This is a genomic window from Acinetobacter sp. UBA3461 (assembly GCF_002381195.1).
GTDB classification, from domain to species: Bacteria; Pseudomonadota; Gammaproteobacteria; order Pseudomonadales; family Moraxellaceae; genus Acinetobacter; species Acinetobacter schindleri.
The window spans coordinates 74,954-94,457 of record NZ_DFRO01000002.1 but is presented as its reverse complement, the minus strand read 5'-3'; the positions used below and the strand labels follow the sequence as shown (position 1 = coordinate 94,457).

The window sequence follows — 19,504 nt, the reverse complement described above, 5'->3', positions numbered from 1 at the left end:
CGAGCGCAATGAAACCAATGTAAAAGGTGTATTTGCTGCGGGTGACTGCACCACAGTACCTTACAAGCAGATCATCATTGCTACAGGTGAAGGCGCGAAAGCATCACTGTCTGCATTTGACTACATCATCCGTTCGGGTCAGTAATAAAAGAAAGCACCTGAGTTCCCCAAAACCCAGGTGCTAGAACATCAATCGACTCTATTTCTTATTCCCTTTTTACAGGAACTCCGGACGCTAACACCAGAGTTCCTTTTTTTATACTTGCTTTCCTTCGTTTTAGATCAGTCAGAAGCATCCCCAATTGCTTCTGACTGTTCCTTTCCTCTGCACTGTTTTTGTTTTAATTTATTATTATGCCTTCCCCAAGGTGGTTCTTTAGATCAGCATAAAATATGCCATCTTTAAGATTTCATTAAGAGTTGAATAGATTCAGTCCCTTAAATTTCTCCATCAATTGTTCTTTGGTCTCCACATGCTCCGGATGGGGCATAATGCACTCAATTGGACACACGGATACACAGGTTTGATAATCATAGAAACCGACGCATTCCGTACAGCGATTGACATCGATTTCATAGATTTTGTCGCCTTCATAAATGGCATCATTCGGACACTCCGGCAGACACATGTCGCAGTTGATGCATTTATCGGTGATCAAGAGTGCCATGCTTAGCCTGCCTGATAAGCCAGTGAGGATGCGGAAATATCTGCAGTCGATGTCGGCAGGTTGCGAATCAGCAGGGCATATTGCATATCAATATCTGCCGGAATCGGAATTTCGACGATATGCCCCGAACCTTTGGCATCTTCAATCAGATTGCCTTTAAGGTCTTTGATCTCCGTCAAGGTGAAGCTAATGTTGCCTTTAGGCGTCATCAGCTCCAGTGAGTCACCCACTACAAAACGGTTTTTCACATCGATCTTGATGTAATCTCCATTTCGCTCTAGTACTTCACCACAGAAAATTTGATGATCAAAACTGGAAGAACCATGTTCATAGTTTTGATATTCACTATGAACATGGCGGCGCAGGAAGCCTTCGGTATAACCCCGATTTGCCAGACCTTCCAGTTGGGTCATCAGTGATGGATCAAATGGCTTGCCAGCTAAAGCATCATCAATAGCTTTGCGATAAATCTGTGCAGTACGTGCACAGTAGAAATAGGATTTAGTCCGACCTTCGATTTTTAGCGAATGCACACCGACTTTGGTTAATCGTTCTACATGCTGGACTGCACGCAAATCTTTTGAGTTCATGAAGTAAGTGCCATGTTCATCTTCTTCGGCAGCAAACATATCTTCATCGTTACGCTGAAGTAGGACCGGCTCGTCAAACTGATGTTGAGCTACTTTATGAGCTTCATCCATATCTTGGGAGCAGCAGCCTGAATCCAGATTTTTCACCGGTATTACATCACCGGTCACATCTTCTTTGGCATCCAGAACTTTGTATTCCCAGCGGCAAGCATTGGTGCAGGCACCTTGGTTGGCATCACGTTTATTCATGTAGCCAGACAACATGCAACGGCCTGAATAAGCCATGCACAGTGCGCCATGCACGAAGACTTCAATCTCCATATCTGGTACTTGCTGTTTGATTTCTGCAATTTCTTCAATGGATAGTTCACGTGACAGAATCACACGAGTAAGCCCCATATTTTTCCAGAACTTTACCGTTGCCCAGTTCACGGCATTGGCCTGTACAGACAGGTGAATATCCATATGCGGGAAATGTTCACGCACCAGCATGATCAGGCCCGGATCGGACATGATCAGTGCATCCGGTTGCATCGCGACCACAGGTTCAAGGTCACGGATAAAGTTTTTCAACTTGGAGTTATGTGGCTGGATATTCACCACCACATAGAATTTTTTGCCAAGATCATGTGCTGCTTTGATGCCCATCGCGAGATTGTCATGATCAAATTCATTATTCCGAACCCGCAAGCTATAACGCGGCTGACCGGCATAGACTGCATCTGCACCATAGGCAAAAGCATAGCGCATATTTTTCAATGAGCCAGCAGGTGAGAGAAGTTCAGTAACAGGGATTATACTCATGACGAAATCGAAAGACATATAAAAAGTACGGCTTTTATTTTATTCATCTAAAAACAAGATTCAACCAAGTAAATCACTCGGAAATCATGGTTTTTGTTGATATTTTCAACATTATCAAATAAGTAAAACTGAAATAAATATACAGACTATTGATCTTCGATTTCAGACCGTTCCAGGGTTTTCAGGATTTGACAATGGTCAACCGTAGTCGGTGTATTACAGCTATTTCTTAGCTCGGTAAGCTGAGTTTTAAAAGCTGCTAATTCTTTCATTTTACTGGTGATATCCTGTAGATGCTGGTCAATAATATTGTTGACTGCTGTACAGTTCTGCTCGGGATTTTGTTCTAGTTCGATTAAGGTCTCGATTTCCTTTAAGGACATATCCAGATCACGACAACGCTTGATAAAAATCAGTCTTTTAAGCGCTTCATCATCAAAATAACGATATTGATTATTTGCTCGAAAATTCGGCGTGATGAATCCTTTTTTCTCATAAAAACGCACCGTATCAGTAGTTAAATGTGACTTTTTGGCGATTTCTGAAATCAGATACAAAGACATATATACCTCAGGCTTGACCTTGGAGTTACTCCATAGTTTCTAATCACTGTATCGTATTTCGTATAAAAATACATCGGAGAAGAATATGGCCTGTAACTGTAGTCATGAACCGGCACCCATCAAGCCAAACAGCAAGTTTAGAATGGCTTTATGGATTGCCTTATGGATTAACCTCAGTATGTTTCTGGTAGAGCTGATCGGTGGAGCCTATGCTCATTCTTCAGCTTTATGGGCCGACTCGCTAGATTTCTTTGGGGATGCAGTGAATTATGGGATTTCACTGGCTGTATTAGGCGCAAGCCTGTACTGGCGAGCCACTGTAGCCTTAATTAAAGGTCTGACTATGGCAGCCTTTGGTCTGGTGGTGATGGCTAAAGTCATCTATGCCTATCTGCTCGGTATTCCTCCTGAAGCCATCACGATGGGTATCATCGGCGCAATCGCTTTACTGGCCAATGTGATCACGGCTGTGATTCTTTATGCTTTCCGTGACGGAGACTCAAACATGAAGTCTGTGTGGCTGTGTAGCCGAAATGATGCAATTGGCAACGTAGCAGTTATTTTTGCGGCCATTGGTGTATTTGGAACCGGTAGTTTATGGCCCGATATGATTGTGGCGGTGATTATGGCCAGTCTGGGATTAACTGCAGGATATCAGGTGGTGAAGCAGGCATTACAAGAACGTCGTACACCTGCATGATAAAAATTAATACTAAATAAAAAACCGGGCAATTTTGCCCGGTTTTTTAGATTCAAGGAATCTTATTTTTCAACGAACGCACGTTCAATTACATAATCGCCTAGAACACCCATACGTGGAGATTCTTTCAGACCATGTTGGTCAAGAAGCGCAGCAACGTCATCAAGGAAGGCTGGGCTACCGCATAACATCGCGCGGTCAGTTTCAGGGTTAAAACGTGGCAGGCCGATTTTTTCAAACAGTTCACCAGTTTCAATTGCAGTCGTTACACGGCCTTGATTTGGATATTCTTCACGAGTTACCGTTGGGTAATACACTAATTTTTCTTTAGCGCCCAATTCTGAGAAGAACTCATGGTTTGGAATTTCGTTTAGAATCAGATCTTGATAAGCCAGTTCTGAAATGAAACGTGTACCATGAACCACGATAATTTTCTCAAAACGTTCATAAGTTTCAGGATCGCGAATAGTCGACAGGAAAGGTGCAAGACCAGTACCTGAAGATAACAAATACAGATTCTTACCAGGATTCAGGTCATCCAGAACCAGTGTACCTGTCGGTTTTTTAGAAACCAGGATTTCATCGCCAACTTTTACTTTTTGCAGAATAGAAGTCAGTGGACCATCTGGAACTTTAATCGAGAAGAATTCCAGTTCTTCTTCATAGTTTGCACTTGCAATTGAATATGCACGCATTAAAGGCTTACCATTGACCTCAAGGCCGATCATCACAAACTGACCGTTTTTAAAACGTAATGCAGTATCACGAGTCGTTTTAAAAGAGAATAATGTGTCATTCCAATGGTGGACGTGAGTAATCTTTTCGACGTTAAAAGCAGCCATTAAAGGTCTCAATAAGTTATCAAATTAGAACAGGTTGCTATTCTAAACCAAATTCATTCTCGATAAACTGAATATATTTAATTGAGCTTATCAAAAAAAGTGATTATGACTGAACTGACTATACCTGTAATCGGTATAATGAAATCTCCCTATAAAGAGAAATTTGGTATTCCACGTCAGCCTAATCTGGTGGAAGTGGAATCCTATATTGAAATGCAGGGGCCTTATAATGATCTGCTGGCTTTTGAGGGGATTGAGGAGTTTAGTCATTTATGGCTGCTCTGGCAGTTTCATGACAATAAAAATCAGGAAAACAGCAAGTTCCGTCCACAGGTACGCCCACCACGTTTAGGTGGGAACCAGAAAATAGGGGTGTTCGCGACACGTAGTATGTATCGTCCTTCGCCGATTGGTCTATCCGTGGTCAAGCTGAAAGAAGTGAAAAAAGTTGGCAAAACAGTCCGTGTTTATGTGACGGGCAGTGATCTTTTAGATGGTACTCCGATTGTCGATATTAAACCTTATATTCATTATTCCGACGCTGTGACAGAAGCGCAAAGCGGTTATGCTCAGGAGGAGCCGGTACGCAAATATGTGGTCTGGTCAAAACAGGCAGAGCTGGAAAGAGAGCAGTTAGTCCAAACGAAAGGCCTTTCGGAACAGATCATTCGAGAACTAGCTGAGGTTTTATCTCTTGATCCACGTCCAGCCTATCAGGAGGATCCGGAGCGAATTTATGGTATGCGCTTTGCAGATTTCAATATCAAATTTATTGTAAATGAAACTTCTGTTCTGATTATAGGGATTGAGTGATGGCTAAAGGACTAGGGTACTTATACTTTCTGCTCAAATCATTCTAAAGTTTTAGCGTCCACCACAAAATTCCGATCAAAACTGCCATATGTAGAAGCTGTACAGGTACAAAATACATCGCATATTTGAATCCGCCTGACAGGCCGGAATTTACAGATTTTGCTAAAGCATGGGCTGCAAGGCCTATGAGCAGGGCCTGAATCAGCCGGGTATTGCTCGGGTCACCCTGAATGACCACGCTGGCCATGGCTGCATGAATCTCGAATAGGGAAGCGAGCAGGGTACCTGCCAGCAAACCGGCATCGCCGAGTAAGAGTTCCAGCCCATAAATCGCAGCCTGAATCAGCGTCAAGGTGACTGCAATGATGACCGCCTCTTTCAGGCTAAACATCCGGCTATCTTCTTCTTTTCCACAATTTTCTGGCGATTTGGCTTTACGCAGCAATAGAAATGCACAGGCAGCCAGAATGGCCATTGCCACTAGGGAAGGAAGCAAAATAATTTTAAGCCAGCTAAAAGATACGCCTCCGACCACAATGAACAGCAGTACTAAAGTCGAGATACAGGACATCAGGGCGGCACCCGCATTAGATCGGGCATCCATCTCACCTTTACGAACCTGTAGGCCCAATTGGGCTACTGTGGCTGTGCTGGAAACAAAACCAGATGCAATGGAAGAAAGCATCAGGGCATTTTTTGTAGAAAGTAAGCGTTTGGCAATATGCGCTAGCGCCTGTACCACCAAAATTAAAGTTAAGAGTTTCAGAATCAGGTAGGGATTAAGTACCTTGCCCCATAGCGGTGTATCGGGTGTCAAAGGTAAACCAATCAAGACCAATGCCAGTAACAGTAAACCATCCCGGAATTCAGCTTCAGTAATCCATTTTCCAGCAATGTTATGCATGGAATGTTTGGCCATCAGAATGACGGTAATGAGTACTGCAAGTCCGGCAGCCAGCGGAATATTCCATAGACAGATTGCCCCAATAAAATAGGCCATCACAAAAGCAAGTTCGGTGGTAATTCCAGGATCATCCGGCTGATTTCGGATAGAGGAAATGACCATGCCACCAATAATCAGTGCGCCCACCAGGCCAGTGATTATTCCGAATAAAAAACAGATAGCTCCCAACAGGGCGCAGATAGCAAAAGAACGTAAGCCTGCAAAGCTTGGCTGTTGCTCCCGCTGTTTATGTCGTTCTCGTTCCAGGCCTATCAATAAGCCACAGCCCAATGCTGAAGTCAGGATAGTGAGTAGTTCCTGAAAGGAGCTGTCATTCATGGGCACTGCGCTAAAATCCATATCCGGCCTCAGCTATGAATAAGTAATTATTTTCAAAGGTATCTCTAAAATATAGGCCATAAGCTAGAGGATGAACAAGAGAGAAATGTGAGAGATAAGCTAGGGCGAAAAGATTGATAGCGCTAAAGATTGGCATTAGCTAGCAGAAACAGCCAGAAGACACAGCAGGAGAATGCGAAAAATAGCAAAAACTTGTTATAGTGAAGGCAAGTTTAGGGACCTATAACAATGAAATTTGACTTTGAAATTGATACCGCGTGGTGTCTGGAGCAACTTTTTAAAGACGGTAAGATCAGTGATAGAGATCGTATGCTGGTACAGACGACGCATCGTCAGCGTGAACAGCTGAAATGGCATCCTTTACAGTGGATTGCCAATTTTAATCTGGTCGACCGTTCTCATCCCCAAAGTACACTTACCCTAAACCGTTTATGTCAGTGGTTGTCAGAAAAAACAAATCTGCCATTTTATATTATTGATCCTTTAAAAGCCGATGTTCAGGCACTTACCGCAGTAATGTCGCAGGAGTACGCACTCCGTAACCGTATTCTCGCTGTTGAAATCCAGCCAGACAAAATCCTGATTGCTACAGATCAGCCTTATAAAATGGAATGGGTGTCGAATCTACAGCAGAATATCAGCCCGCGCCGTATTGAACGGGTGCTACTGAATCCGGAACAGTTGCAGCGATATATTGTCGAGTATTATCAGGTTAGTCGCGCTGTCAGTGGATCACAAAAATCCTCGGCTTATGACCGTGAAAATAAGGGTGTAGAAGCACTTTTACAGCTCGGTGATTCGCAAAATCCAGATGCCAATGACCAGCATATTGTTAAACTGGTGGACTGGGTATTACAGTTTGCCTTTGAACAGGGTGCCAGTGATATTCATATGGAACCACGCAAAGATACCGGGAAAATCCGTTTCCGTATTGATGGCGTGCTGCATACCATTTATAAAATGCCAGCCAATACGCTTACTGCAGTGATTTCACGTATTAAAATTCTGGGCCGGATGAATGTGGCAGAAAAGCGCAAGCCGCAGGATGGCCGTCTAAAAACCCGTACGCCTAAAGGTCAGGAAACGGAACTGCGTTTATCGACCTTACCTACCGCTTTTGGTGAAAAACTGGTAATGCGTATTTTCGATCCGGAAGTATTGGTACGCAGTTTCCAGCAACTGGGTTTTGAAGGCCACTTGCTGAATGAATGGAACACGCTGACCAGTCATAGCCATGGCATTATTCTGGTGACTGGACCTACAGGCTCGGGTAAAACGACTACGCTGTATTCAACTTTAAAGCAGCTGGCGACCGAAGAGGTCAATGTCTGTACCATTGAAGATCCAATCGAGATGCTGGAGCCAAGCTTTAACCAGATGCAGGTGAATACCGGAATTGATCTGGGTTTTGCCGATGGTGTACGGGCATTAATGCGTCAGGATCCAGATATCATCATGGTCGGTGAGATTCGTGATCAGGATACTGCCAATATGGCAATTCAGGCTGCCTTGACGGGTCACTTGGTTTTATCCACATTACATACCAATGATGCACCGTCGAGTTTAACCCGTCTGCATGATCTGGGGGTACAACCGTTCCTGACTGCTGCAACGATTCTCGGTGTGTTGGCTCAGCGTCTGGTGCGTAAATTGTGTCCACACTGCAAAGTAGAAGGCTTTATGGATGAGCAGGAATGGCAGCATTTAGCAGCAGATTATCCATTGGCCCGTCCAGAATTTGTGTTCCGTCCAGTAGGTTGTGAGGAATGTCGTCATACTGGCTATAAAGGGCGTATAGGGATCTATGAATTTATGCCACTGAGTTTAACAACCAAACAGCTGATTGGCGCAGATGCTAACTTGAACCAGTTACGTGCTCAGGCGAAAAAAGAAGGTGTAGAACCACTTAGAATTGCGGGTGCACGAAAAGTCATTGAAGGTGTCACCACGCTAGAGGAAGTACTACGTGTAGTGCCATTGAATTAACTTTTAAAACCCATTTTTGAAAATAAAGTTTTCTTAAGATTCAATTCATCTTCAGCTGTTTTAATAGCTTCATCGAAACAAGACAGCCTAAAAGGTACTGAATATGAAAAATATGACCAAAGCATTTGTAGCAGTGGCACTTATTGGCTCAGCAACAACTGTGACTATGGCAGAAAGTACAGTAAACCAAGGCGCTTTTGCCAAAACTGTATCGGTAAAACAAGCACTCACCATGAAAGATGACAGCAAGGTACAAATCAAAGGTCATGTGGTGAAATCAGTAGGCGACGAAAAATATCAGTTCCGTGACAACACAGGCACCATCAATGTCGAAATTGATGATGAGTTATGGCAAGGCAAACCGATTTCTGCCAAAACATCAGTAACCATTATTGGTGAAGTAGATATCGATTACAAACCAGCGAAACGTGTTGAAATCGATGTTGATGAAGTGCGTTTCAATTAAGGCATTGGCGATAGCTGAATGACCTGACTAGAGAAAACCACATGCAATATTACAAAAAGCATGTGGTTTTTTTTGTTTAAAATTCATGATTATATGTTGAAAATAAGGGAGAATTCAGCGTGCGTATTCTTTTGGCGGAAGATGATGCCTCACAGGCAGAAAGCATTCAGACCTGGCTAGAAATGGATGGCTATGTAATTGACTGGGTTGAACGTGGGGACCATGCCATTCTGGCGCTTGAACAGCATCAGTATGACTGTGTGTTACTGGATCGTGGTTTACCGCGAGCCAGTGGAGATCAGATTTTGACAACACTACGTAAACTGCAGAAAGATACGCCAGTTATTTTTATTACCGCTCGAGACAGTATTGATGACCGGGTAGAAGGACTTGATTTAGGTGCCAATGATTATCTGGTCAAACCTTTTAGCCTGGAAGAATTGTCTGCACGAATTCGTGCCCAGATCCGCTTGCAGCAAAAAAATCTGAGCCATGTGCTGACCTGGGAAGACCTGCAGCTGGATATACAGGCTAAAACTCTGACTAAAGCAGGTGAAGTGGTGAACTTAACGGCCAAAGAGTTTCAGATTTTGCATAAATTGATGCAAAAGCCAGAGCATGTAGTGACCCGGGAACAGCTGGAAGAATCTCTCTATGCCTGGGGGGATGAAATTGAGAGTAATGCCATCGAGGTTTTTATTTATCAACTGCGCAAGAAAATTGGCAGTCAGATGATCAAGACCATACGTGGGCTGGGTTATCGTATGCATAAAGCTGAAGGGTAGATCAATCATGGCTCAGGTGATTTCACTGCAACACAAGCTGATCAAGAATGCTATGTATAGTTCCATTCTGGCGGGTTGTCTGGCCTGGTTGTTATTACTGGGCATTTCTGGATATCAGTCTATGCAGATTCATGATGAACTGATGGAAGATATTGCGGAACTGTTACTTGGCGATGTGACTCAGTCCCAAGGTTACAATGTGGATGATATCAGTGAAGAATTTGAGATCCAGTATCGACTTTGGCTGGATCAGGACCAGCTAACCACTTCCGAAAAGAACAATCTGTTGCAACATCAGTTACGTCATCAATCAGGGCTGCATTTTCAGTTTGAAGATGGACAGTTATTAAGAACTTTGATAGCTGAAGATAATGGGCTTAAAGTTCAGGTCATACAGCCAGTATCCATACGCTTTGAACAGATTTGGAATAGTATTCTGGGTTTTGGTTTAATCCTTGTAATATTATGGCTGGTGAAATGGTTATTACTACATCTATTGATTAAGCGTCAGTTAAAGCCACTTAACCGGATTTCACAGGATATTGCCTCCAAATCCGCCCAGGATCTAAGTCCGGTTCAATCACCCGAACCGCAAATTGCTGAGCTACAACCCATCGTCAGTCAACTAAACCGGATGCTGGCTCGGGTAGAGCAGTCCTTAAGTGCAGAACAGCGCTTTACTGCAGATGCTTCGCATGAACTCCGCTCACCCTTATCAGCGATTCAAATGCGCCTGCAGGTGTTAAAACGCAAATATCAGACTCATGAGACATTGTCTCAGGATCTGGCGCAGATTCAGAAAGATGTCAGTCGTGGTACTCAGATTCTGGAAAACCTCTTGTTACTAGCTCGACTGGATCCTGAACAAAATCATAACCTGCCACAACAAAAGGTGGATTTGCCTGAGCTTATTCAGGATGCTTTAAAAACACTCACGCCGTTCGTAGAAGAAAAACAGCTGGACCTAAAACTTGAGCTAAATCCTGCTGATATTTCAGGAAACGCAGAACTCATTTTCAGTTGCCTGCGAAACCTGATCGACAATGCCATCAAATATACGCCGTCTGCGGGTACGGTTCTAATCCAGTGTCAGCCTAAGGCGGATAAAATAGAAGTGGTAATTGAGAATTCAGGAGAGGGAATCTCTGAGGAAACTTTACAGCGACTTGGCGAGCGTTTTTATCGCGCTTTGGGCACTAAAACCCAAGGATCAGGCCTGGGGTTATCTATCTGCCAGAAAATCATGCAATTGCATCATGGTGATATTCAATTTATGGCTTCTGATCTTGGCGGGTTAAAAGTCGTATTGCGCTTTTAGATCTAGAATCATGAAAGAGACCAAATAAGAAAAAAAGCAGTACGCGCTGATTCATACTGCTGATGACCACGTTTATTATTGTGAGAGTTATTTTATTTATTTAGTGAGAATGAGACGATTATTTCGGGTTAAGCGTAGGCGGTATTCTTCACCGGCATGCATGATGCGAATTTCGCGTCCGAGAGCAAATAGGTTATTTGAATGCAGCATTGGTAATGCATGATGAGCGTCATTGTTACGTGTAAACAGGCTAAAAGGTGCGTTCATTCCATCGACTCCGTGGTATGTGCTTGGATTGATTTAAATGATAATCATTATCGAATAGAGCTGTCAACGCCTAAATTTTGCAATTCCTAAAAAATCCGCTATCACTTACAATTCGTAATATTTCCAGTCAGTTTATCTTCGTATGTCCAAAGCAAATATTCATGTCGCGATTGCCTTGTTATTTCACCAAAATCAGGTTCTGGTTGGCTGGCGGGAAGCGAAACAGCATCAGGGAAATAAACATGAATTCCCTGGCGGCAAAGTAGAAGAAGGTGAAACACCGCTGCAAGCCTGCCGTCGTGAGATCCAGGAAGAAGTCGGTATTGATATCGAGCTTTGGCATTCTTTCGATTTTATTCGTCATGAATATGAAGATGTGATTGTGCATCTGCATTTATTCCATGCCAGTGTAGCTGAAGCACAGTTAGCCCAGATTCAGCAACCCTGGAAGTGGTATAGCCGCGAGCAGTTACAGCAGCTGAATTTTCCGAAAGCGAATGCGGTGATTTTAGAAAAACTGTTATGGCCCCAGATGATTAAAATCAGCAGTGATCTGGCAGATCTGCATCAGCTCGACAAAGTGCAAATGCTGTATTGGCGAGTTGACGCCAACGCAGAACAGGCCGAGAAATTGGCAACCCTGCTAGCAGAACAATTATCCCAATTGATTATTAATCATGACTTATATCTGCTGCTGGATGAACAACAGCAACAGAGTATTCAGACTTTACATCTTAAGCAGGCACAGTTGAATCAACTAAGTACCAGTGATCTGGTTATAGGGAAACGCTATATTGCTGCGTGTCATGATCATGCGTCTACACAACGGGCAGAACAGCTGGGCTGTGAAGCAATTTTTCTGAGTCCTGTGCTTCCAACAGCGACTCATACAGAAGTAGAGCCACTGGGATGGATTACCTTTGAGCAGATTGCCAAACAGATTCAGATTCCTGTGTATGCACTTGGTGGAATCAACAAAGAAGATTTGAGTCAGGCTCAATCCCATCATGCCTACGGGATCGCAGGCATTCGTGGGATATAAGTAAGTTCATTACTAAAAGTAATTATAGCTTAAAGAGCGCTTAATGCCTTCTGTGCTTTTTGAATGGTTTGTGGATTTTTTTGCAGCTGACCAGCTTTAAGAATCACCTGCCAGAGCTGCTTTTTCATGGCATTACTTTGGGCGTAGCTAAGGCCGCGCTGCGCAAACGCTTGCGCATTGGCGGGTTTATTCTTGCGATTCGCCAGCATCCCTAAATACAGATAGGTTTCAGGAGACTGCGGTGCCAGTCGCTGCGCCTGGGTGACATAGGCTTCAGCCTGATCAAACTTTTGTGCTTTATACGCTGTTTGAGTCTGCTGCATCAATTTCTTGAAAGCAGGTAACTGACGGCCATCATCAAACTGCTGTGGTTTAGGTTTCTGCTGCGGCACGACCACTTTTTGACGTTTGATTTCAGGATGATCATAAGGCGTAATCACTACACCATCAGATTTCTGCACCCGTGGTTTTTCAGGTGCAGGCTTGGCTGGAGCAGATGGTTCCTGCTGTATGGATTGACAACCGACTAAAGCAACTAAAATTGAACCAATCAGGATTTTTTGAAACATATATCTCACTCAATTAGGGTGAATAACTACCGCTTGAGATGATACGTGTATCTTGTAAAGAATCACGTTGGTTTTCCGTTTCAGTTTCTTCAATCCAGATCCCAATTTCATCGCTTGGATCATCAGAACCTTGAAGTTCTTCTGAATCAATCGTATGTGGGGCAGGGGCATAATGCGATGCGCCACAAGCAGTAGCCTGATTTGGCATGCTGTGACGAGTCAATGGAATATACATGGCACCTTCACAGCCTTGAGCAGACAAATGACCTGTCGCGCGATCGACCCATTGCCATTGTACCTCACCTGGTTGATGCAGATTCACTGGCTTCTGGCGTAGCTGCTTCATGACACTGGTCCATACCGGTAGCGCACCAGATGATCCGGTCAAACCAGTAATCTTATTGTCATCCAGACCTAACCAGACCACAGCTAGGTAATTACCAGAATAGCCTGCGAACCATGAGTCACGGGTATCATTGGTGGTCCCTGATTTGCCAGCCAGACCAAGATTGCGTGGCAGGGTACTATAAGCAGATTGACCGGTACCGCTGCTCATGACCTGCTGTAAACCGTTGTTCAGGATATAGGCATAAGCCGGATCAATGGTTGGCTGAACCGTCAAGCCATAGCGATCGACCAGACGACCATTGGCATCCACCACGGAACGAATAGCTTTGACCGGATATTTAAAACCGCCAGTCGCGAAATTGCCATATAGACTCATCACTTCCATAGGTGACATATCTACCGCACCCAGATAAATGGAAGGGTAGGACGGAATATCAGAAGTCACACCAAATTTCTTTAGATGATTGATAAAGGTTGACATACCGAATTCCTGCGCCAAACGTACCGCGGACAGGTTATAGGAATTTGCCAGTGCCTGAGACATTGGAACCACACCATGTGGGCGGCCACTATAGTTCTTGGGTGTCCAGGTCTTGCCATCAGTTTTAATGCTCAGCTCGCTGTCTTCGATCGGGCTACCCCAATGGTAACGGTTCGATTCAATTGCGGTCAGGTAAATCACAGGTTTTAATAACGAACCCACCTGACGTTTGGCATCCAGGGCACGGTTAAAGCCGGTAAAGTCCTGGGTCGAACCAACTGCAGCAACCAGTTCACCATTTTCTGGATGAGTGACCAGCACCGCACCTTGCAAATCTTTTAAACGTTTCGGATTTGATCTGCTTAAGTTCGCCACTGTATTTTTGAAACTTTGCTGAATACGGGTCTGTGCCAATGGATCCAACGTGGTAAAGATGCGTAGGCCCTGATTAGTAATATCACCTTCCTGATATTCGGTACGCAGCTGACGACGCACAATATCCAAGAAGTCAGGAAAACGTGCCGGACCCAGGGTTGGTTTTGTAATGACATTGAGAGGGCGTGCCTTCTCGGTTTCATATTGCTCTTGGGTCAGATAACCCATAACCAGCATATTGTTCAGCACAATATCACGACGTCTTTTCGCCGTTTCAGGGTTACGCCATGGATTGTAGAGGGAAGGACCTTGTACCAGACCAACTAGAAATGCCTGTTGGGAAATATTTAATTCGCGCAACGGCAGACCAAAATAGAATTGGGACGCCAGACCGTAACCATTAATAGAATAATTACCATTCTGGCCCAGATTCACTTCATTTAAATAGGCTTCAAGGATTTCATCCTTGTCATAATGCAATTCAATCAACATCGCCATAAAGGCTTCATTGACTTTACGTTTTAACGTACGCTCTGGACTTAAATAGAAGTTTTTGACCAGCTGCTGGGTTAAAGTCGAGCCACCCTGACGTTTACCGCCGGTAATATTGCTGACCACTGCACGTGCAATCCCGCGTGGAGATACACCATGATGGTGGTAGAAATTACGGTCTTCGGTGGCGATCAGTGCTTCAATCAAAGATTTAGGTACTTTATTCAGCTTGATCAGTACCCGGTCTTCATTATGTTGGGGGTAAATCCCGCCAATTAATAAAGGTTCCAAACGGGCAATTCCGGACGTGGAGGGCTTGGTGGCACTTACGTCATTAATCTGTTCACCATTGAAGCTGACTTTTAAAATCTGCTCAGGCTCAACCCGGTCACCAAAGTCAAAACCACGGGTATGTACATATAAAGTATTACCAGAAGTCACATAACTTCCGGACTTGGTATAGCTTTCAGCACTCTTATATCCAAGCAGTTTGAGCTCTTCCTGAAGATCCTGTTGGCTGACAGGTGCATTGACATAGATTTCCATCGGACGTGCGAAGACTTTCGCAGGAATGTCCCAGCGCTGGCCTTCAAATTTGTCACGTACAATATTATCTAGACGAATCAGATAGATACTAAAGGCAACAAAAGCTGAAATGACCAAAACGGAAAAGATTAAGGCAATAAACCCCAAACCACGTTCATACTTCATAAATGATGATAAGCGTCTGTAAAATTCTGCTAATCATGCGAAGCTTTTAGGGAATTTGCAATATTTAAAGAGAAATTGGTTAAAAAATATCAATTAAAAAATACACTTAGTCTGCATAATATTATTTCTAACTTGCTCTACTTATACATAAAAACCAGGGAAAATTGTCAACGAGCCAGAGCTTAATGCTATTATAGGGTCGATTCGTAGCGGAGCGACGAGACTGGTGCTAATTTCACATAAGACATTCCGAAATATCGGGTTAGTAGGACGTCCTGATAAATCTTCAGTAGTTGAAACCTTATGTCTTATTCATGATCATTTGTTGAACGTGGGTCTGCATCCAGTGTTTGATGCAGATACCGCTGCGTTGGTACCTTATGAAAATACCCAGACAGTGAGCCGCGCCTTGCTGGGTGAGGTGGTCGATCTGGTCATTGTAGTTGGTGGTGATGGTTCATTGCTGCATGCTGCCCGGGCACTGGTCAAATATAATATTCCTGTCATCGGTGTGAACCGTGGCCGCTTGGGCTTCCTGACGGATATCAAGCCGACAGAAGTCATTTTTAAGCTGGATCAGGTCCTTAAAGGTGAATTTCAGCTTGAGCGACGTTTTCTGTTAGAACTGGAAATCCGGTCTAAAGGCGAAATTATCCATGATGCGATTGCCCTGAATGATGTCGTACTTCATTCTGGTAAATCCGTGCACATGATCGACTTTGAGCTGAATATTGATGGACAATATGTTTATCGTCAGCATAGTGATGGTCTGATCGTGTCGACACCAACAGGCTCAACTGCCTATGCACTTTCTGGTGGTGGGCCAATTGTACATCCAAGTATGGATGCGATTGTGCTGGTACCCATGCATCCGCATACCCTGTCATCCCGACCGATTGTGGTTGGAGGACATAGTGAGATTAAGCTGGTGATCCGTAAAAATCGCGTGATGCCGATGGTCAGCGCAGATGGACAGCACAGCATCTCTTTGAATGTGGGAGATACGGTTCATATTCGTAAACACCCATTTAAACTGCAACTTTTACATCCACCGGGTTATGATTTCTATATGGCGTGTCGGACCAAGCTCGGCTGGAACCAAGACTTTGATTATCAGAATCGGGATTAAATCATGAATATTGAACAAATGCTTTCTATGCTCAATCCTGAGATTGTAGACCGACTGCGTACTGCGATTGAAATTGGTAAATGGCCGAACGGTGTGGCATTGACGGAAGAGCAGCGTCAGACGTGTATGCAAGCCGTGTATGCCTGGGAAATTAAACATTTGCCTGAAACTGAACGTAGTGGTTATATCGACCGCGGTACCAAAGAAGAAGGTGAAGAATGTGATGATGATCATCACAAGAATGAACCGGAATTCAGACCCATTCGTTTCGTTTAATTGAAACCAAAAAGACCACAAACGTGGTCTTTTTAATGTCTGAAATAAATGATTTTGTTCAAACCGAAAGACGAGTATTCCAGAGTTCTTTAGCTTTCTGCATCGCTGCTTCATAGCTCTCACATTTGCCCATGGTATATAGCGCAATACCGATAGTTTCAACCACTGCGGTTTCGCCATACTCATGCGAACGTTGACCATCCCAGACTTCTTTAAATACAGCCAGATTCAGCTCTTCTTCAATCGGACTGCGATTGTCCGTCAGTTTAGGCAGTTCGTGTTCATACAGTTCACCATTCTTGATACCACAAATTAAGGTTTTGGCATCAGGGTTACGTTCAAACTCGCCACCTTCACCTTTAATCACAGCACTATTTTGATAACCGAGCTGAAAAGCAGCGCGCTGGTGTGAGCCACGATAAGCCGGATGGAAAATGGCCTGTAAAGTCGCTTTGGCATTGAATGGATTAATCAGGCGCGCCAATGTATGAATAGGAGAACGTAAACCCATAACATTCCGCAGTCCGATCAGCTCAGCCAGGATAGGTGAAATCACATCTAAAGGCAGATAAGCAAAATGTCTTTCTTGCAGCTGCTGTTCGACTTCAACCTCACTGTGGCAAATAGAATAGCCTAAGCATTCTAATACTTGCTCAGTATAAACCCGATTCAAAGTATGCCCAGCTGCACCATGCATGACAATATTATAGCCATGCTTGGCCAAGGTGAGGGCAGACAGGATAAACCATGGATAATGCTTGCGCTTGCCAGCATAAGATGACCAGTCCAAGTCTACATCCAGAGCTTTAAAATTAAGCTGATCCCGGGTTGCCTGAACAAAACCTGCCAGTTCTTCGACGGATTCTTCTTTTACGCGCAGTAGCATCAGGAAGGCACCTAGCTGCACATCCAGCACCTCATTTTTCAGGATCATACTAAAAGCTTGATAGGCTTCATTATAACTGAGCGAGCGTGCACCATTCTTTCCTTTACCAATAATACGAATAAACTGGGCAAAAGGATGTTCAGCATCTTTATAAATATTTCGCTTTGTGGTCATATGGATAGATCAATCATGTTCATCAAGTATTGGCATATTTTACGCTGATATTGGTATTTCACCTTCTTATTTTGCAGAAGAATTATAGTTTTATAAGACTATAGTCTAAGGAATATTGTTTATTATTTAGACAAATTTAACATTTTGGGTTAAACAAAAGTCTAAAAAGCGGTTAAAATTTCTCTTGATTCTTTGTGTTTGCTTCATCTCCTGATCAATGCACTAACTTCTGCTGAAGAGCGGTGTTCCTGTAATTGTTAAAAGTACATACACAATCTATTTTTAGTATCAGATTAAGTTCTTGATACGTAAGCACTTTTTTGTTTAAGGCAATCAAGTATTGGATGCTTATTTTCTTAAATAAGTGAAAACTGAATATTGCTTCTTGTTAGAAGTATATTGTGAACTAAGGTCATGGCTAAAAAACCTATTTATAAGTCACTTTATTTTCAAGTGATTGTTGCCATTATTGCCGGTATCCTTGTGGGTCACTTCTCACCAAGCGGTACGCAAATTATCAATGGTGCTGAACAATATGTTCCTGGTTTGGGCGAACAGCTGAAACCATTGGGTGATGGCTTTATCCGCCTGATCAAAATGATTATCGCACCAGTAATTTTCTGTACGGTAGTGAGTGGTATTGCAGGTATGGAAAGCATGAAATCTGTCGGCAAGACAGGTGGTATTGCTTTACTATACTTTGAAATCGTATCGACGATTGCCTTGGTGATCGGTCTGCTCGTGATCAATATTGCCAAACCTGGTGTTGGTATGAACGTTGATCCAGCAACTCTCGATACAGAAGGTATCTCGAAATATGTTGCATCAGGTGAGTCACAATCGACCATCGATTTCTTCATGAATATCATTCCAAATACGGTAGTGGGCGCATTTGCTGAAGGTGAAATCCTTCAGGTACTGTTATTCGCTCTCCTGTTTGGTTTTGCCCTGCATCAGCTGGGAGATAATGGTAAGCCGGTATTGAAGTTCATTGACCAGATTTCACATGTATTCTTTAACATCGTGAACATGATCATGAAACTTGCACCTATCGGTGCGTTCGGTGCCATGGCATTTACGATTGGTAAATATGGTATCGGTACACTGGCGCAGCTGGGTCAATTGATTCTGTGCTTCTATATCACCTGTATCCTGTTTATTTTCATTATTCTTGGTTCGATTGCACGTTTCACCGGCTTCAGTATCATGAAAATGATCCGTCTGATCCGCGAAGAATTGCTGATTGTACTGGGTACTTCATCCTCTGAATCTGTATTGCCGCGTATGCTGAAAAAGCTGGAACTGGCAGGTGCAGAAAAATCAGTAGTCGGTCTGGTTATTCCAACAGGTTATTCTTTCAACCTGGACGGGACTTCTATTTACCTGACCATGGCGGCAGTCTTCATCGCTCAGGCAACCAATACCCAGCTAGATCTATCTCATCAGATTACCTTGCTTCTTGTGCTATTGATTTCATCTAAAGGTGCAGCAGGTGTAACAGGTTCTGGCTTTATCGTAATGGCTGCAACCCTGTCTGCAGTAGGTCATATCCCGGTAGCAGGCTTGGCACTGATTCTGGGTATCGACCGTTTCATGTCTGAAGCACGTGCTTTGACTAACCTGATTGGCAACTCATTGGCGACTCTGGTTGTTGCAAAATGGGTCGGTCAGCTGGACAAAGAAAAACTGGATTATGCATTAAACAATCCGGCAGAAATTGATGAATTAATGCAGCAAGAAGGCGTTAAATCTCACTGATTTCAGTCTGTTTAAAAAAGGAAGCTTCGGCTTCCTTTTTTAAATTTTTATTAAAATAAATTGACTGTAAAGTTTGAAAAAAAATCATATTAGCGCATGACACTGACTTTAAAAATCGCTAGCCTGTCTGTGGAAATATAATGATAAACACCACAAGG

At 43.4% G+C, this 19,504-nt stretch carries 19 protein-coding genes and 1 pseudogene; 11 read left to right on the top strand and 9 right to left on the bottom strand.

Going from position 1 to position 19,504, the window contains the following annotated elements:
* Nucleotides 1–145 (top strand): annotated as a pseudogene (locus B3D47_RS00500) (pyridine nucleotide-disulfide oxidoreductase); the annotation flags it as partial.
* 268 nt (nt 146–413) lie between these two features.
* Here the strand turns inward: B3D47_RS00500 and B3D47_RS00495 are convergent.
* The 3 genes from B3D47_RS00495 to B3D47_RS00485 form a co-directional block, all read right to left on the bottom strand.
* Entirely contained in the window at nt 414–668 is a 255-nt protein-coding gene (locus B3D47_RS00495) for a YfhL family 4Fe-4S dicluster ferredoxin (RefSeq protein ID WP_163171119.1), read from the bottom strand.
* 2 nt (nt 669–670) lie between these two features.
* On the bottom strand, nt 671–2,080 hold the full coding sequence (gene yegQ, locus B3D47_RS00490; RefSeq protein WP_286859351.1) for a tRNA 5-hydroxyuridine modification protein YegQ: 1,410 nt from the start codon (nt 2,078–2,080) through the stop codon (nt 671–673).
* Nucleotides 2,081–2,208: 128 nt separating this feature from the next.
* Nucleotides 2,209–2,625: a Cd(II)/Pb(II)-responsive transcriptional regulator gene (locus B3D47_RS00485; RefSeq protein ID WP_048881050.1), complete on the bottom strand. Its 417-nt coding sequence runs from the start codon at nt 2,623–2,625 to the stop codon at nt 2,209–2,211.
* An 85-nt stretch (nt 2,626–2,710) separates the two neighbouring features.
* Here B3D47_RS00485 and B3D47_RS00480 point away from each other — a divergent pair, with 85 nt between their 5' ends.
* Nucleotides 2,711–3,325 (top strand): cation transporter, encoded by a 615-nt coding sequence (locus tag B3D47_RS00480; RefSeq protein WP_286859347.1) that lies wholly within the window; start codon nt 2,711–2,713, stop codon nt 3,323–3,325.
* 62 nt (nt 3,326–3,387) lie between these two features.
* Here the strand turns inward: B3D47_RS00480 and B3D47_RS00475 are convergent, their stop codons facing one another.
* Nucleotides 3,388–4,167 (bottom strand): ferredoxin--NADP reductase, encoded by a 780-nt coding sequence (locus B3D47_RS00475; RefSeq protein WP_004815348.1) that lies wholly within the window; start codon nt 4,165–4,167, stop codon nt 3,388–3,390.
* A 105-nt stretch (nt 4,168–4,272) separates the two neighbouring features.
* On the opposite strand from B3D47_RS00475, the gene tsaA reads away from it, so the two are divergent.
* Complete coding sequence (gene tsaA, locus B3D47_RS00470) at nt 4,273–4,980, top strand: tRNA (N6-threonylcarbamoyladenosine(37)-N6)-methyltransferase TrmO (protein WP_034592031.1); 708 nt, start codon at nt 4,273–4,275, stop codon at nt 4,978–4,980.
* 43 nt (nt 4,981–5,023) lie between these two features.
* Here tsaA and B3D47_RS00465 read toward each other — a convergent pair whose 3' ends face one another.
* A complete protein-coding gene (locus tag B3D47_RS00465) occupies nt 5,024–6,283 on the bottom strand; it encodes an MgtC/SapB family protein (RefSeq protein ID WP_034592023.1) in 1,260 nt (419 codons plus the stop codon).
* A 228-nt stretch (nt 6,284–6,511) separates the two neighbouring features.
* Here B3D47_RS00465 and B3D47_RS00460 point away from each other — a divergent pair, with 228 nt between their 5' ends.
* The 4 genes from B3D47_RS00460 to B3D47_RS00445 all read left to right on the top strand — a co-directional run bounded on the left by B3D47_RS00460 (nt 6,512) and on the right by B3D47_RS00445 (nt 10,838).
* Entirely contained in the window at nt 6,512–8,269 is a 1,758-nt protein-coding gene (locus B3D47_RS00460) for a GspE/PulE family protein (protein WP_286859339.1), read from the top strand.
* Between the two features lie 103 nt (nt 8,270–8,372).
* Nucleotides 8,373–8,735: a NirD/YgiW/YdeI family stress tolerance protein gene (locus B3D47_RS00455; protein WP_286859336.1), complete on the top strand. Its 363-nt coding sequence runs from the start codon at nt 8,373–8,375 to the stop codon at nt 8,733–8,735.
* A gap of 119 nt (nt 8,736–8,854) precedes the next feature.
* On the top strand, nt 8,855–9,520 hold the full coding sequence (locus B3D47_RS00450) for a response regulator transcription factor (RefSeq protein WP_004892490.1): 666 nt from the start codon (nt 8,855–8,857) through the stop codon (nt 9,518–9,520).
* Between the two features lie 7 nt (nt 9,521–9,527).
* Nucleotides 9,528–10,838: a sensor histidine kinase gene (locus tag B3D47_RS00445; RefSeq protein ID WP_286859334.1), complete on the top strand. Its 1,311-nt coding sequence runs from the start codon at nt 9,528–9,530 to the stop codon at nt 10,836–10,838.
* 96 nt (nt 10,839–10,934) lie between these two features.
* Here B3D47_RS00445 and hemP read toward each other — a convergent pair whose 3' ends face one another.
* The gene (gene hemP / locus B3D47_RS00440; protein WP_004815360.1) at nt 10,935–11,105 is read right to left on the bottom strand and encodes a hemin uptake protein HemP; all 171 of its coding nucleotides are present in this window, start codon (nt 11,103–11,105) and stop codon (nt 10,935–10,937) included.
* 142 nt (nt 11,106–11,247) lie between these two features.
* On the opposite strand from hemP, the gene B3D47_RS00435 reads away from it, so the two are divergent.
* Nucleotides 11,248–12,147 carry a thiamine phosphate synthase gene (locus B3D47_RS00435; RefSeq protein WP_286859331.1) on the top strand — a complete coding sequence of 300 codons (900 nt, stop codon included), beginning with the start codon at nt 11,248–11,250 and terminating at the stop codon, nt 12,145–12,147.
* 29 nt (nt 12,148–12,176) lie between these two features.
* Here B3D47_RS00435 and B3D47_RS00430 read toward each other — a convergent pair whose 3' ends face one another.
* On the bottom strand, nt 12,177–12,716 hold the full coding sequence (locus B3D47_RS00430; RefSeq protein ID WP_004892500.1) for a tetratricopeptide repeat protein: 540 nt from the start codon (nt 12,714–12,716) through the stop codon (nt 12,177–12,179).
* Between the two features lie 13 nt (nt 12,717–12,729).
* Nucleotides 12,730–15,123: a penicillin-binding protein 1B gene (gene mrcB / locus B3D47_RS00425; protein WP_286859329.1), complete on the bottom strand. Its 2,394-nt coding sequence runs from the start codon at nt 15,121–15,123 to the stop codon at nt 12,730–12,732.
* Nucleotides 15,124–15,349: 226 nt separating this feature from the next.
* Between mrcB and B3D47_RS00420 the strand changes: the two genes are divergently transcribed.
* Both B3D47_RS00420 and B3D47_RS00415 read left to right on the top strand, forming a co-directional pair.
* Complete coding sequence (locus B3D47_RS00420) at nt 15,350–16,252, top strand: NAD(+) kinase (protein WP_004815364.1); 903 nt, start codon at nt 15,350–15,352, stop codon at nt 16,250–16,252.
* Nucleotides 16,253–16,255: 3 nt separating this feature from the next.
* The gene (locus B3D47_RS00415; RefSeq protein WP_004815365.1) at nt 16,256–16,528 is read left to right on the top strand and encodes a YeaC family protein; all 273 of its coding nucleotides are present in this window, start codon (nt 16,256–16,258) and stop codon (nt 16,526–16,528) included.
* Between the two features lie 58 nt (nt 16,529–16,586).
* Here B3D47_RS00415 and B3D47_RS00410 read toward each other — a convergent pair whose 3' ends face one another.
* Nucleotides 16,587–17,588 carry a glycosyl transferase family protein gene (locus B3D47_RS00410; RefSeq protein WP_286859326.1) on the bottom strand — a complete coding sequence of 334 codons (1,002 nt, stop codon included), beginning with the start codon at nt 17,586–17,588 and terminating at the stop codon, nt 16,587–16,589.
* A 414-nt stretch (nt 17,589–18,002) separates the two neighbouring features.
* On the opposite strand from B3D47_RS00410, the gene B3D47_RS00405 reads away from it, so the two are divergent.
* Nucleotides 18,003–19,346 carry a dicarboxylate/amino acid:cation symporter gene (locus tag B3D47_RS00405; protein WP_004892515.1) on the top strand — a complete coding sequence of 448 codons (1,344 nt, stop codon included), beginning with the start codon at nt 18,003–18,005 and terminating at the stop codon, nt 19,344–19,346.
* Nucleotides 19,347–19,504: the final 158 nt, after the last annotated feature.